The 12,140-nt window shown below is 73.4% G+C and carries 15 protein-coding genes; 6 read left to right on the top strand and 9 right to left on the bottom strand.

Annotated features, from left to right (window positions below):
• Positions 1 to 146 precede the first annotated feature (146 nt).
• Together HUT06_RS43370 and HUT06_RS43365 are read right to left on the bottom strand one after the other, a co-directional pair.
• Positions 147 to 761 carry a hypothetical protein gene (locus HUT06_RS43370; protein ID WP_176201006.1) on the bottom strand — a complete coding sequence of 205 codons (615 nt, stop codon included), beginning with the start codon at positions 759 to 761 and terminating at the stop codon, positions 147 to 149.
• 5 nt (positions 762 to 766) lie between these two features.
• On the bottom strand, positions 767 to 1,327 hold the full coding sequence (locus HUT06_RS43365) for an RNA polymerase sigma factor (RefSeq protein ID WP_176201005.1): 561 nt from the start codon (positions 1,325 to 1,327) through the stop codon (positions 767 to 769).
• Between the two features lie 293 nt (positions 1,328 to 1,620).
• Between HUT06_RS43365 and HUT06_RS43360 the strand changes: the two genes are divergently transcribed.
• Entirely contained in the window at positions 1,621 to 2,202 is a 582-nt protein-coding gene (locus HUT06_RS43360) for an RNA polymerase sigma factor (protein ID WP_254715704.1), read from the top strand.
• Entirely contained in the window at positions 2,199 to 3,203 is a 1,005-nt protein-coding gene (locus HUT06_RS43355) for a CU044_5270 family protein (RefSeq protein WP_176201004.1), read from the top strand. Before HUT06_RS43360 ends, HUT06_RS43355 begins: the two co-directional genes overlap by 4 nt.
• 130 nt (positions 3,204 to 3,333) lie before the next feature.
• Here the strand turns inward: HUT06_RS43355 and HUT06_RS43350 are convergent, their stop codons facing one another.
• Complete coding sequence (locus HUT06_RS43350; RefSeq protein ID WP_176201003.1) at positions 3,334 to 3,909, bottom strand: TetR/AcrR family transcriptional regulator; 576 nt, start codon at positions 3,907 to 3,909, stop codon at positions 3,334 to 3,336.
• A gap of 80 nt (positions 3,910 to 3,989) precedes the next feature.
• Here HUT06_RS43350 and HUT06_RS43345 point away from each other — a divergent pair, with 80 nt between their 5' ends.
• Positions 3,990 to 4,805 (top strand): NAD(P)H-binding protein, encoded by an 816-nt coding sequence (locus HUT06_RS43345; RefSeq protein ID WP_176201002.1) that lies wholly within the window; start codon positions 3,990 to 3,992, stop codon positions 4,803 to 4,805.
• Positions 4,806 to 4,942: 137 nt separating this feature from the next.
• On the opposite strand, the gene HUT06_RS43340 is transcribed toward HUT06_RS43345, so the two are convergent.
• From HUT06_RS43340 to HUT06_RS43330, 3 genes are read right to left on the bottom strand one after another with little or no spacing between them, the layout of a single operon-like run.
• Entirely contained in the window at positions 4,943 to 5,524 is a 582-nt protein-coding gene (locus tag HUT06_RS43340; protein WP_176201001.1) for a PadR family transcriptional regulator, read from the bottom strand.
• Between the two features lie 41 nt (positions 5,525 to 5,565).
• On the bottom strand, positions 5,566 to 7,746 hold the full coding sequence (locus HUT06_RS43335) for an MMPL family transporter (RefSeq protein ID WP_176201000.1): 2,181 nt from the start codon (positions 7,744 to 7,746) through the stop codon (positions 5,566 to 5,568).
• Between the two features lie 13 nt (positions 7,747 to 7,759).
• Positions 7,760 to 8,386 (bottom strand): TetR/AcrR family transcriptional regulator, encoded by a 627-nt coding sequence (locus HUT06_RS43330; protein ID WP_176200999.1) that lies wholly within the window; start codon positions 8,384 to 8,386, stop codon positions 7,760 to 7,762.
• 60 nt (positions 8,387 to 8,446) lie between these two features.
• Between HUT06_RS43330 and HUT06_RS43325 the strand changes: the two genes are divergently transcribed.
• Entirely contained in the window at positions 8,447 to 9,208 is a 762-nt protein-coding gene (locus tag HUT06_RS43325; RefSeq protein WP_176200998.1) for a DUF4097 family beta strand repeat-containing protein, read from the top strand.
• Between the two features lie 131 nt (positions 9,209 to 9,339).
• Positions 9,340 to 9,750: a nuclear transport factor 2 family protein gene (locus tag HUT06_RS43320; RefSeq protein WP_176200997.1), complete on the top strand. Its 411-nt coding sequence runs from the start codon at positions 9,340 to 9,342 to the stop codon at positions 9,748 to 9,750.
• 64 nt (positions 9,751 to 9,814) lie between these two features.
• Here the strand turns inward: HUT06_RS43320 and HUT06_RS43315 are convergent, their stop codons facing one another.
• Entirely contained in the window at positions 9,815 to 10,333 is a 519-nt protein-coding gene (locus HUT06_RS43315) for a GNAT family N-acetyltransferase (RefSeq protein ID WP_176200996.1), read from the bottom strand.
• A gap of 65 nt (positions 10,334 to 10,398) precedes the next feature.
• A complete protein-coding gene (locus HUT06_RS43310) occupies positions 10,399 to 10,854 on the bottom strand; it encodes a MarR family winged helix-turn-helix transcriptional regulator (protein WP_176200995.1) in 456 nt (151 codons plus the stop codon).
• Positions 10,855 to 10,943: 89 nt separating this feature from the next.
• Here HUT06_RS43310 and HUT06_RS43305 point away from each other — a divergent pair, with 89 nt between their 5' ends.
• The gene (locus tag HUT06_RS43305) at positions 10,944 to 11,339 is read left to right on the top strand and encodes a nuclear transport factor 2 family protein (protein WP_176200994.1); all 396 of its coding nucleotides are present in this window, start codon (positions 10,944 to 10,946) and stop codon (positions 11,337 to 11,339) included.
• Here the strand turns inward: HUT06_RS43305 and HUT06_RS43300 are convergent.
• Complete coding sequence (locus HUT06_RS43300) at positions 11,336 to 12,124, bottom strand: SDR family NAD(P)-dependent oxidoreductase (protein WP_176200993.1); 789 nt, start codon at positions 12,122 to 12,124, stop codon at positions 11,336 to 11,338. The two genes, HUT06_RS43305 and HUT06_RS43300, sit on opposite strands and share 4 nt — an antisense overlap.
• Positions 12,125 to 12,140: the final 16 nt, after the last annotated feature.

Here is a 12,140-nt window from a genome sequence, read left to right as displayed (position 1 = left end):
ATTGGACCTGATGGGGCGTTGATCGAGGAATCGTTGGTCGCCGGAGTGGTGGCTCATGCGCAGACGTCCGGCACCGCCCCATCCTCGGCTGAGGCGACCTCGGGCTTGAGGACGGGGCGGGCCGGCGTTCCCGCGCGGGTTCTCGATCAGCCGCCTGTGCCGTCGCCGCCCGCGGACGGTCCGCCGGCCACTCGGGTGCACGGAGGCACGCTGCCCTTCTTCTTGACCATCGGGCTGAACACGCTGCCCGCGTCCTTCCCGAACCAGACGCTGAGGACGACCTGCTCCCCGGCGTGGAGCTTCTGCGGGTGGATCCGGGCCACGACGCCGCCCCTCATGTCCGCGTCGGCGTGGGGATCCGAGCCGGGGTCTTCGCCGAAGACGCCGCCGTCCGGCTCCTTCGACTGCCACCAGTCGGAGGAGTACTCGCGTCCTTTGCACTGCGTCCCGAACGGCAGGAAGTCCACCGTCGCGGGCACCCCGAACGCGCGCAGCTTGGCCTCCACCCGCTCGGGATGGGTGAACTCCACCAGACGCACCGTGATCGACCCGTCCGGCCCCCGCTCCACGGCGTTCGCCTGGGAAGCCTCGTCCCCGGTGAAGGCCGGCACGGCCACCAGCGCAGCGGCCGTGGCGCCCACCACGGCGGCCGCGACGCCGAGCCGGAGGCCCATCCGCCGCCGACGAGGTGCGGGCTTCTCGGACCTGGCCGCGACGACGTTCCTGAGCTCGCTCAGAAGCCGGTCTTCGAAGGTCTGCATGTTCTTCACTCCTTCACGTAGGCCAGGTCGTTGACGGGCTGGATGTCGGCGAGCAGTTTCCGGGCCCGATGCAGGCGCACCCGCGCCGTGACCGGCCGGAGCCCCAGCGCGGCGGCGGCCTCGGACACCGTCAGCCCGTCCACCGCGATCAGTTCGATCACCGCCCGAGTGCCCTTGGGCAGCGTCGAGATCGCCTCGTACGTCCGGCGCCCCGGGCTCTCGGCGTCGATCCGCTCCTCAAGTCGCGCGATGTCATCGGCGTCCAGCAGCCGCCGGCCGGCGATTCGCCCGGTGGCCCGGTGCTCCCGGGCCGCCCGGCGCCGCTCTGCCGCGAGCACGTTGCGCGCCACCCCGTACAGCCACCCGATCTGCGACCCGGCCGATGGCCGGTAGGTGTGCGCGGAGTCGATCACCGCCAGGAAAACCTCGGCCGTCATGTCCGCCGCCGTGTGCGGATCGCTTACGCGCCGCGCCACGAATCGCGTCACTCTGTCGATGTGCCGCCGGTAGAACTCCTCGAAGACGGCGGGATCCTGTCCCAGGCCGGCTAGGCCGGGATCGGCCATGCGATCACTCCTATCATCGTCGTACACCCCCACTTGGTCCCGCGCACATCACGCGTTACTGCACCGTCTTCACGCGTCGTCGACCAACCCGGTCGGCGTGGTCGAGTCCGGCAGAAGAAGCGGTGTGCCCGATTTCCTCGGGCTGCGCCGCCCTGCTCCCAGCCCTGGTGCGACGGCGTCGGTGGTCATCGCATCCCCTGCCGGTGTGCGCCTTTTCGAGGTTGTCCGGTAACACCGGTGGGGGGCTCGACACGTACGGGGTGTCACCGCTGTGAAGGAGAGACACGTGCGCCATGAGAGACCCCGTCATCGGGGCTTCGATGGATGACCGCGAGGCCAGGTTCGAGGCGATCTATGCCGCGACCTACGAGCCGATTCTGGGGTACGTGCTGCGCCGCTGCGCGTCCCCCGACGATGCCGCCGACGTGGTGGCCGAGACGTTCACGATCGCGTGGCGGCGGCTGGGCGAGATACCGCCGGGCGGCAGGGCGCGGCTGTGGCTGTACGGCGTCGCGCGCCGGGTGCTGGCCAACCACTGGCGCGGCGAGGCGCAGCGCAGGCGTCGCACGACGAGCCTGCGCCACGACCTGCGCGACGAGATCGCCGCGGTCGGTGCCGATCCGGTCGAGGCGTCGGCGATCGCGGACGCGTTCCGCCAGTTGTCCGACGACGATCGGGAACTGCTCAGGCTGGTCGCCTGGGAGGGGCTGGACCATTCCGCGATCGCCGCGGTCCTCGGCTGCTCGACGGGGGCCGCACGCGTCCGGTTGCACCGGGCGCGCAAGCGCTTCTCCCGCGCGCTGCGCTCGACGCGCGCCGAAGTGATGCCCGTGGCCGCGCAGCGTCCCATCACCGAACGGAGTTCCCTGACATGAAGCCTCACTCCACCGACGACATGGTGCGGTCGATGGCCCGTGTCCGCGACGAGTCGCTGGCCGGGTTCGCCGACCGGCCGGCCGCGCGGGCGCTGGCGAAGGACGTGATGGAGTCCGCGCGGGCCGAGGACGTCCGCGCCGAGACCGCGGGCCCGGTGCGGCGCCGCGGCGGGTTCCGGCTGGGCGTGCGGCTCGCCGCCGTCGGGACGCTGGCGGCGGTCGCCGTGGCCGGGGTCGTCCTGCGCGGGGCGGACGATGCCGGACCGCCCGAGGCGCTGCCCGCGGACATCGCGCTCGGTACCCCCGCCGAGGCGGCGCACGTCCTCGACCGGGCCGCCGCGGTCGCCGCGACCAGGCCGTCCGCCGGGGCGAAGCCGCGCCAGTGGGTCTATACGAAGATGCAGCTGACCTCGTCGGTGAAGCCCGCCGGGCTCGTCACCGGAGGCCCATACAAGACGGAGACCTGGGAGGTGTGGCGCCGCGGCGACGGCAAGCAGTTCACCGCCTATGAGAACGGCAAGCCGAAGGCCGGGCACGAGCAGGTGTCCTCGGCCGTCGCGACCAGGTTCGAGCCGCTGCCCAGCGATCCCGGTGCGCTGCTGCGGAAGGTGCGCAGGGGGCCCAAGGGCGGGGGCGGTGACCTGATGACCTTCCAGACGCTGGTCACCATCCTGCGGGACAGTTCCCACTCCCCGAAGACGGAGGCGGCGATCTTCCGGGCGATCAAGATGATCCCCGGTGTGACGCCGGTGGAGGGGAAGGCCGACATCGCCGGCCGGCCGGCGATCGCCCTCGGCATGACGGTGGAGGGCTGGCTGCACGAGGAGGTGCTGCTCGACCCGAAGACGTACGCCTACGTCGGGGAACGCGCGATCGCGGTCAAGACCCGCAAGTTCGAGTCGGCGGGTGATCCCACGGTCACGGTGAAGGCGGGGACGCTGCAGCGCCTCATGGTCCGCGTCGCCATCGGGGTCGTCGGGAAGTCGGGGCAGCGCCCCTGACCTTGGGTGAAGGAGTCACCGCGGGCCGGTGGTGCTGGCCCCGGCTTCCCACGGCGGCGTCGGACGTGCTCGCGTCCGGCGCCGCCGAGGCGTTCCAGCGCGCCGTACGCAGGCTCAGGCCGGCGCAGTCTCAGGTGCCGGTGGCGAGCGAGTCGATCCACCGGTGCAGACGGCCGCCCTCGACGGCCATGAGGCCGGGGTCGCGGAGGGTGTTGGTGAGCAGGGAGATCCCCTGGTAGGCCGCGATCAGGGCGACGGCCAGCTCGCGCGCGTCGCGGCGGCCCAGCTGCTCGAACTGCCGCTCCGCCCAGTCGATGAGCCGCGCCATCACCTTGGCGAGCGTCTCGTCCAGGCCGTCGGCGCGCTTGTCGAGTTCGGAGGCCAGGGTCCCGGTCGGGCAGCCGTACCGCGCGGCGAGGTCGCGCTGGTCGACCCAGCCGTCCACCAGTGCCTTGAGCCGGGCGGCCGGTTCGGGGAGCGCGTCGAGCGCGGCGATGATCGTGTCGAGCCGCCGGGACTGGGCGTCGATCGCGGCCTCGATGAGCTGGTCCTTGGTCTTGAAGTAGTAGTAGACGTTGCCGACGGGGACGTCGGCCGCCCGCGCGATGTCGGCGAGGGTGGTGCGCTCCACGCCCTGGGTGTGCAGGACCTCGGCGGCCGCGCTGGCCAGCCGCTCCCGCTTCCCCGGGCTTTTTGAGTTAGTCACCTGACTCACTATAGACACACTCCCCGGAGGCCGCTATGGTCCGATTAAGTCAGTCAACTAACTCACTGAGGAGCATGACGATGATCGCAGTCACGGGCGCCACCGGGAACGTCGGCGGGCGACTGGCCGCGCTACTGGCCGCCGCGGGCGAGCAGGTCACCGCCCTGTCGAGGCGGGCCGCGGAACTGCCGGACGGTGTCCGGCACGTCCGGGCCGACCTGGCCGACCCTCCGAGCATGGAGGCCGCCCTCGACGGAGCCGACGCGCTGTTCCTGCTGGTGGCGGGCGACGACCCCGAGGCCGTGCTGGACGCCGCCCGGTCCGGTGGCGTCCGGCGGGTCGTCCTGCTGTCCTCCCAGGGGGCCGGGACCAGGCCGGACGCCTACCGGCACCCGGCCGCCTTCGAGGAGGCCGTCCGCCGGTCGGGGCTGGAGTGGACGATCCTGCGGCCCGGCGGCTTCCACTCCAACGCCTACGCGTGGGCCGAGCAGGTCCGGGCGGACCGGCGGGTCGCCGCCCCGTTCGGCGACGTCGGCCTGCCGACCATCGACCCGGCCGACATCGCCGCGGTCGCCGCCGCCGTCCTGCGCGAGGACGGGCACGCCGGCCGCACCTACGAGCTCACCGGCCCCGGGCCGACCACGCCGCGCGAGCGCGCGGCGGCGATCGGCGCCGCACTCGGCGAGCCGGTCCGGTTCGTCGAGCAGACCCGGCGGCAGGCGCGCGAGGAGATGCTGCGGTTCATGCCCGAGCCGGTCGTCGAGGGGACACTGTCCATCCTGGGCGACCCGGTCGAGGCCGAGCAGCAGGTCAGCCCGGACGCCGAGCGGATCCTCGGCCGCGCGCCCCGGTCGTTCGCCGATTGGGCAGCCCGCAACGCCGCCGCCTTCAAGTGACGTGAAGACCGCCCACAGCCGCGCGAGCGGACTCCAGTCGTTCCTCGCCGCGCCGCACGTGGCCACCCTGACCATGCTGCGCCCCGACGGCTCACCGCACGTGGCGCCGTCCGCTTCACCTGGGACCGGTCCGCCGGCTAGTGGTCGGAGCCGGACGGGCAGGTGGCGGGGGTGCGGCGGGTGAGGACGGCGAGGGCCTGCTCGCACCAGCGGAGGTTCTCGCGTTCGAACGCCAGGCCGCGCATCAGGGTGAGGTAGGGGCCGATGCGCTCGGCGGTGGCGAGGTGCTCCTCCTCGGTGCGCCCGTCCAGCAGGCGGGCGCGGAGGCGTTCGAAGCGGGCGACCTTGGATTCGGCCCAGGTCATGCGTTCGCGGATGGCGTTCATGACGGCCCGGACGTCGCCCGCGTCCACCGCCTGCACCTGGACCATCAGCTCTTCGCGGATCGCGCCGGGGCGCGGCGGGGTGGCGGTGAAGTCGTGGAGCGCGCGGCGGCCGGCGGCGGTGAGGGAGTAGAGGCGCTTGTTGGGGCGGCGCTCCTGCTGGACGACGCGCGCCCGGATCAGGCCCTCGCCCGCCATCTTGTCCAGTTCCCGGTAGAGCTGCTGCGGGGTCGCCATCCAGAAGTTGGCGACCCCGGCGTCGAAGCTCTTCGCCAGGTCGTATCCCGACGCCTCGCCCTCCAGGAGCGTGGCCAGGACCGCGTTGCGCAACGACATGGGTCGAGCGTAGCGGCGGCGCCGGGCACCGGACGCGGGCGTCAGGGGGCCACCGGCTCCTCGGCCTCCTCGGTCCTGGGTTCGCGGGGGCGGACGGCGGCGCCCTCGACGTCCAGGCGGGGCAGGAGCCGGTCCAGCCAGGACGGCAGCCACCAGGCGCCCTTGCCCGCCAGCGCGAGGACGGCCGGGACGAGCGTCATCCGCACCAGGAAGGCGTCCGCCAGGATCCCGGCGGCCAGGCCGAGGGCGATCGGCTTGAGGGTGAGGTCGTCGGTGGTGACGAATCCCGCGAAGACGGACAGCATGATCAGCGCGGCGGCGGTGATGACCCGGCCGCTGTGCCGCGCGCCGGTCAGCACCGCGTCGCGCGGCAGGCCGGTGCGGACGTACTCCTCGCGGATCCGCGACACGAGGAACACCTGGTAGTCCATCGCCAGGCCGAACAGCACGGCGATCACGACGATCGGCATGAAGCTGAACACCGGCCCGGTGGTGGCGACGCCGAACAGGCCGGCGAGCAGGCCGTCCTGGAAGACGGCGACGACCGCGCCGAACGCGGCGCCCGCCGACAGCAGGAACCCGGCCGCGGCCTTCACCGGCACGACGACCGAGCGGAAGACCAGCAGCAGGAGCAGCAGGGAGAGCCCGACCACGAGCGCGGTGAAGGGCGGCAGCGAGCCCTTGAGCCGGTCGGAGACGTCGATCGCGGCGGGGGTCGAGCCGGTGACCAGGACCTCGGCGCCCGCGGCGGCGCCGAGGCCGGGGGTGCGGGAGCGGATGTCGCGGACGAGCCGCCGGGTCGCCTCGCTGCGCGGGCCCTGCGCGGGGACGAGGCCGAGCACGGCGGTGCGGCCGTCGGTGCCGGGTTCGGGGTCGCCGACCGACACCACGCCGGGCAGGTGGAGCCCCGCCGCGACGGCGGTCGCCGCCCGCACCGGGTCGCCGTCGCGGGCGCGCACCAGGACCAGGAGCCGGCCGTTGCTGCCGGGCCCGAAGGCATCGGAGATCAGGTCGTAGGCCTTGCGCTGGGTGGACGCGGGGTCGGCCGTCCCGTTGTCGGGCATCGCCAGGTCGAGTCGCAGCGCCGGCAGCGCCATCGCCGCGAGGGCCAGCAGGACGACCGGGATGGTGACGAGCGGGCGGCGGGTGACGAGGCGGGCCCAGCGCAGGCCGCCGCCGCCCGTGCCGCCGGGCCGGGCGGCGGCGCGCGAGCCCGGTGCGGGGCGCAGCCGCTCCCCGGCGAGGCCGAGCAGCGCGGGCAGCAGGGTGATCGCGGCGGCGACCGCCATCAGGACGGTCAGTGCGGCGGCGAGGCCCATGACGGTCAGGAACGGGATGCCGACCACCGCCAGCCCGGCGAGCGCGATGACCACGGTGAGGCCGGCGAAGACGACGGCCGTGCCGGCGGTGGCGGCGGCGCGCGCCGCCGATTCCTCGGCGGCCATGCCGGTGGCGAGCTGCGCGCGGTGCCGGGAGCCGACGAACAGCGCGTAGTCGATGCCGACGGCGAGCCCGATCATCAGTGCCAGGCTCGGTGCGGTGGAGGAGACGGTCGCGACGTTGGACGCCAGCAGCACGCCGAGGAGGCCGATCGCCAGCCCGGTGATCGCGGTGAGCAGGGTCAGCCCGGCGGCGAGGAGCGAGCCGAAGGTGAGGACGAGCACGGCGACGGCGACCGCGACGCCGAGCCCCTCGCCGATGCCCGCGTGCATGCCGGCGGTGCTGTAGACGGACCCGCCGACCTCGGCGCGCAGGCCGCCCGCGCGGGCCTCGGCGGCGATGTCCTCCAGCGCGGTGACGCTGGAGTCGTCCAGTACGTCCCGCTTGATGGGGTACAGCACCTGGGCGAGCGCGGTGCGGCGGTCGGCGGAGACCGCGCCGGTCTCGAAGGGGTCGGTCGCCTCGGCGACCTGCGGCGCGGCGGACGCCTCCCGCACCGCGGCCCCGATGCGGGCCCGGTGGACGGGGTCGTCGACGGTCGCGCCGGGCGGCGCGGCGAAGACCAGCTGCGCGGTCACCCCGGTCGCGGCCGGGAGGGCGTGTTCGAGGACGTCGATCCCCCGCTGCGACTCGGCCCCGGGGATGGTGGCCTCGCTGTCCAGGTGGGGGCCGGCGGCGATGAGGCCGCCGGCGGTGAGGGCCAGCAGGAGGAGCCAGCCGGCCAGGAAGCGCGCGCGGTGGCGGAACGCGGTCCGGCCGAGCCGGTAGAGCAGGGTCGCCAACGGAGGGGTCCTTTCAGCCGCGCGCGGGCGGCGGGAGCAGCGCGGTCAATACGGCGGTGAACGCCCGCTCGATGACGTCGGCGGTGACGGATCCGGGGTCGGCGAGGTGCTCGTTGACCAGGCCGTTCGTCAAGCAGTGCAGGATCAGCCCGGCCAGCTCCGGGGGGACGGCCGGGCTGGTGCCGGTGCGCTCGGTCACCTCGGCGAACGAGCGGGCGGCGGTGTCGCGCTGCGCGCGGCGCAGCGGGGCCAGCACGGCCCGGGTCGGCTCGTCGCGGGCGGCGCGGGCGGCGAACTCCAGGCCGAGCTGCCCGCGCCCGGTGTCCCCGACGATCCGGGCGGTGATCAGTTCCGCGATCCGCTCGATCAGCGCGGCGGCGTCGTCGGTGCCGCCGATCTCGGCGGCCACGGCGGCGAACTCGTCCTCGGCGCCGCTGCCGAGGACGGCGCCGAACAGCTCCTGCTTGCCGCCGAAGTTGGAGTAGACGGCGCCCTTGGTGAATCCGGCGGCGTGGGCGATGTCCTCCAGCCGGGCGTCGGCGTAGCCGCGCTCGGTGAAGATCCGCAGCGCCTCGGCGAGCAGCCGCCGCCGTACCTCGTCGCGTGGCACCCGCCGCGCGGGCCCTGGGTTGTCGTTCATGGACGCACCGTAGCATACTTAAAGTACTGAGTACTTTCGGTATCCGAAAATGGAGGCACGTTGTCCATCTCGTCCCGCCGCGCACTGCCGCTCGCCGCCGGAGCGCTGCTCGTGACCGCGTCCCTGGCCGGCTGCGGCGCCTCGGCCGCCGACGCCACGCCCGAGCAGCGCGCCTTCGGTCCCGTCGGCACCCGGCTCACCATCGCCAAGGACGCCGGTGACCTGGACATCCGGCCCGCCGACGTCAGCGATGTGCGGGTGACGCGCCGGTTCGACCGCTGGTCGGTGATCGGCGGCAAGCCGTCCGCGACGTGGAAGCTCAGCGGCGACCGGCTCACCCTGGCCACCGACTGCGACACCCTGATCGGCGGCTGCGACGTCCGCTACGAGGTGCTGGTGCCGAAGGGGCTCGCGGTCGGCGTCGAGGGGCAGAACGGGACGATCTCGGCGACCGGGTTCAATGCCGCGCTCCGCGTCCGCAGCGCCAACGGCGCGATCGTGGTCGACGGTGCCGCCGGCCCGCTCGACCTGCGCAGCGAGAACGGGGAACTGCGCGCCAGCGCGACCAGGTCGCAGGAGGTCTCGGCGCGATCGCAGAGCGGGAAGGTCGACCTGTCGTTCGCGGCGGCGCCGCGCCGGGTGGCCGTGACGACCGAGAACGGCGAGGTGCGGGTGACGGTGCCGCGCGCCCCCTACAAGGTCAGCACCGCCACGGAGAGCGGTGACGTCCGCGCCGACGTGCCCGCGGAGGCGTCCTCGCCCCGGTCGATCAGCGCCCGCACCGAGAGCGGATCGATCACCCTGCGGACACCGGGCGGCTGACCGGGCGCGCCGGGCGGCCGAGCGGCCGGCGTGTGACCTGTGCCATCGGGGTGGCCTCTGGACGAGTGGTCGAGTGCGCGATTAGTGTCATTCGCACCTAGTCAACTAGTTTCCTATCGGGGGGCGCTCCCATGCATCCGTTCCGCCGGGCCGTGGAGGCCGGTGACGTCGCCGCGCTGGAGTCGCTGTTCGCGGAGGACGCCGTGTTCACGAGCCCGGTCGTGTTCAAGCCCTACGAGGGGAAGGCGATCACCGCGGCGATCGTGCGGGGCGCGGCGCGGGTGTTCCAGGACATCCGCTACGTGCGGGAGATCGTCAGCGTCGACGGCCGCGACCACGCCCTGGTCTTCAAGGCGACGGTGAACGGGCTCCAGGTGCACGGGTGCGACTTCCTGCACCTCGACGAGGACGGGCTGATCGACGACCTCACCGTGATGGTGCGCCCGCTGTCGGCGGCGACGGCGCTGGCCGAGGCGATGGGCGCCCAGTTCGACCGGATCCAGCAGGAGGCGCTGGGCGCGCAGCCGGTCGAGTCGCCGTAGGACGCCGGCCGGGCGATCAGCGGGCCGGGCGATCAGCGGGCGGTGTGATCAGCGTGCGGGGTGATCAGCGGGCGGGGCGGTCGAAGATGAGTTCGCGGCCGTCCTCTTCGTCCCACTGCTCGCCGATGTAGGTGAAGCCCTGGCCGGCGATCGTGGCGAGGGACGCCTGGTTGTCGGGGCTGATCGTGGCGCGGACGGTGGTGACGGACGGGTCGGCGGCGGCGCGCTCCCGGAGGGCGGCGAGCATCGCGCGGGCGTAGCCCTTGCGGCGGTGCGCCGGGTCGACCGAGTAGGCGATCGTGACCGTGCCGTTCTCGGGGGCGCCGTGGAATCCGGCGTGGCCGACGACCTGCCCGTCCGGTTCCGCGACGGCGGCGCGCACGATCCACGGGGCGTGGGACGGGTCGCGTGCGATCTGGTCGAGGCGGAAGCGCCAGAGCGACTTGGCCTCGCCGGTCGTGAAGTAGCCGGTGAGGGGGATGCCGGCGGCGGCGCTCGCCTTCGCGAGGTCTCCGTCGAGCAGTGCGGCCATCGCGGCGGGCGGCAGTTCGACGAGCCGGATCACGGGCGGCACGGATGGCATGGGCGCCTCCTTGAGCGGGGGGAGGCGCCAAGCCTACGGTCGGGTTTCCCGAGGTCGCGACTGATTTACCGGCCCCGCGCGTGGTGGTCGGCGAGGCGGGTGAGCAGGCCGGTGAACTGCTCGCGCTCGGCCGGGGACAGCGGGGCGAGGAGGTCGTCCTGGATGCCGGCGAGCACCGCGTCCAGCTCGCGGAGGTGGCGGGCGCCGGCCGCGGTGAGCGTGATGACGTTGCGGCGCCGGTCGGACGGGTCGGGGGAGCGGTCGACCAGGTCCTTGGCGGCGAGTTCGTTCAGCGCGGCGACGACGTCGCTGCGGTCGACGCCGGTGTGCCGGCCGAGGGCGGCCTGGCTGGACGGGCCGTACTCGTCGAGGGCGGCGAGCAGCCGGTAGTGGTAGCCGCGGGCGCCTGCGGCGGCGAATCCGGCGCCGACCAGGCGGTGGCTCTGCGCGGCGACCAGGTTGATCAGCCAGCTGGGGGCGTGCCGGAGGCGTGCGGGCGTCCGGGCGTCGGCCGTCGTCATGCCGGCCAGTCTAGCGGTTTGTTGGCAGCGCCAACGGTTGATAATGTTGGCGTATCCAATGTTGGTGTCACCAATGAATGGAGTCGGTCATGGACGATCGTCAGCAGCTCTCCACGCTGGTCAGCCGCCTCGGGCGGTGGCTGGACGACAAGAGCCCCGGCGACGGGCGCGACCTCTTCACCGAGGACGCGGAGGCGCACACCCTCGGCGGCGTCTCCAAGGGCGTCGACGCCCTCGTCGAGCAGGCGCGCCGCAACCACCAGGTGCCGACGCAGCACTTCATCACCGACCCGCTCGTCGACGTGGACGGCGACCGCGCCGAGATCAGCGCGAACCTCCTCGTCGTCTTCGTCCGTGAGAGCGGGCCGCGCATGCTGGGCGAGCGCTACGAACTGGAGACCGTCCGGACGCGGGACGGCTGGCGCATCTCGCGCGTCCAGGCCCGCCCGATCTGGGAGATCGAGCACGCCTTGGCCCTGGGTTAAGGGGACGTGAGGTCGTCCGAGAGCGCGCGCAGGCGGGCACGGGCATCAGGGTCGTACGCCTGCTCGTCCGCGCGAGCTTCTTGGAGGCCGTTGAAGAAGCGGCCGGAAAGGTCGTCCAGCGCCGGATCGGTGACGAGGCGATGCGTCGCCTCCACGCCCTCCTCCAGCGTGCTGACCGGCGACGGCACCATCTTCGTCGGCATGAACGTGGCCGGGTGCAGGGCGTTCGCGGTGACGCCCGTCCCGGCCAGCTCGCCGGCGAGGTCGATGGTGAACAGGACCTGGGCGAGCTTGCTCTGGCAGTACGCTCCAAAGCTCTGGTAGCGGCGGGTGAGCATCACGTCGTCGAAGTCGATCGCCTGCTGGCCGAGGCTGCTGACGTTCACGATCCGGGCCGGTGCCGACGAGACGAGGGTCGGCAGCAGCAGCCGGGTCAGCAGGTAGCCGGACAGGTAGTTCACCGCGAACGTCAGCTCGTGGCCGTCCGTGCTCGCCTGCCACGAGTCGGGCCCGGCGATGCCCGCGTTGTTGACCAGCACGTCCAGGCGCGGGTGGTCGGCGCGGACGGCCTCGGCGAGCGCGCGCGTCTCGGCGAGTGACGACAGGTCGGCCCGGTACCAGGACGCCCGGCCGCCGATCTCGTGCAAGGTCGCCTTGCCGCGCTGGTCGTCCCGCCCGTGGACGAGCACCGTCGCGCCTTCGGCGGCCAGCCGGGCGGCCAGGGCGCGACCGAGGCCGTCGGTCGCGCCCGTGATGAGGATGGTCTGCTGATCGATGGGACGCATGGTTCCCATCGTGCTC

The organism is Actinomadura sp. NAK00032 (genome assembly GCF_013364275.1).
Lineage (GTDB): Bacteria > Actinomycetota > Actinomycetes > Streptosporangiales > Streptosporangiaceae > Spirillospora.
The sequence above is the reverse complement of the archived record's forward strand: the minus strand, read 5'-3'. Positions and strand labels throughout refer to the sequence as shown.

Bases quoted from the DNA above. Each gene is read 5' to 3' on its own strand.
- HUT06_RS43355 (WP_176201004.1), top strand. From the start codon at position 2,199: ATGAAGCCTCACTCCACCGACGACATGGTGCGGTCGATGGCCCGTGTC.
- HUT06_RS43370 (WP_176201006.1), bottom strand. From the start codon at position 761: ATGCAGACCTTCGAAGACCGGCTTCTGAGCGAGCTCAGGAACGTCGTC.
- HUT06_RS43345 (WP_176201002.1), top strand. From the start codon at position 3,990: ATGATCGCAGTCACGGGCGCCACCGGGAACGTCGGCGGGCGACTGGCC.
- HUT06_RS43315 (WP_176200996.1), bottom strand. From the start codon at position 10,333: ATGCCATCCGTGCCGCCCGTGATCCGGCTCGTCGAACTGCCGCCCGCC.
- HUT06_RS43330 (WP_176200999.1), bottom strand. From the start codon at position 8,386: ATGAACGACAACCCAGGGCCCGCGCGGCGGGTGCCACGCGACGAGGTA.
- HUT06_RS43360 (WP_254715704.1), top strand. From the start codon at position 1,621: ATGAGAGACCCCGTCATCGGGGCTTCGATGGATGACCGCGAGGCCAGG.
- HUT06_RS43340 (WP_176201001.1), bottom strand. From the start codon at position 5,524: ATGTCGTTGCGCAACGCGGTCCTGGCCACGCTCCTGGAGGGCGAGGCG.
- HUT06_RS43365 (WP_176201005.1), bottom strand. From the start codon at position 1,327: ATGGCCGATCCCGGCCTAGCCGGCCTGGGACAGGATCCCGCCGTCTTC.
- HUT06_RS43320 (WP_176200997.1), top strand. From the start codon at position 9,340: ATGCATCCGTTCCGCCGGGCCGTGGAGGCCGGTGACGTCGCCGCGCTG.
- HUT06_RS43305 (WP_176200994.1), top strand. From the start codon at position 10,944: ATGGACGATCGTCAGCAGCTCTCCACGCTGGTCAGCCGCCTCGGGCGG.
- HUT06_RS43310 (WP_176200995.1), bottom strand. From the start codon at position 10,854: ATGACGACGGCCGACGCCCGGACGCCCGCACGCCTCCGGCACGCCCCC.
- HUT06_RS43300 (WP_176200993.1), bottom strand. From the start codon at position 12,124: ATGCGTCCCATCGATCAGCAGACCATCCTCATCACGGGCGCGACCGAC.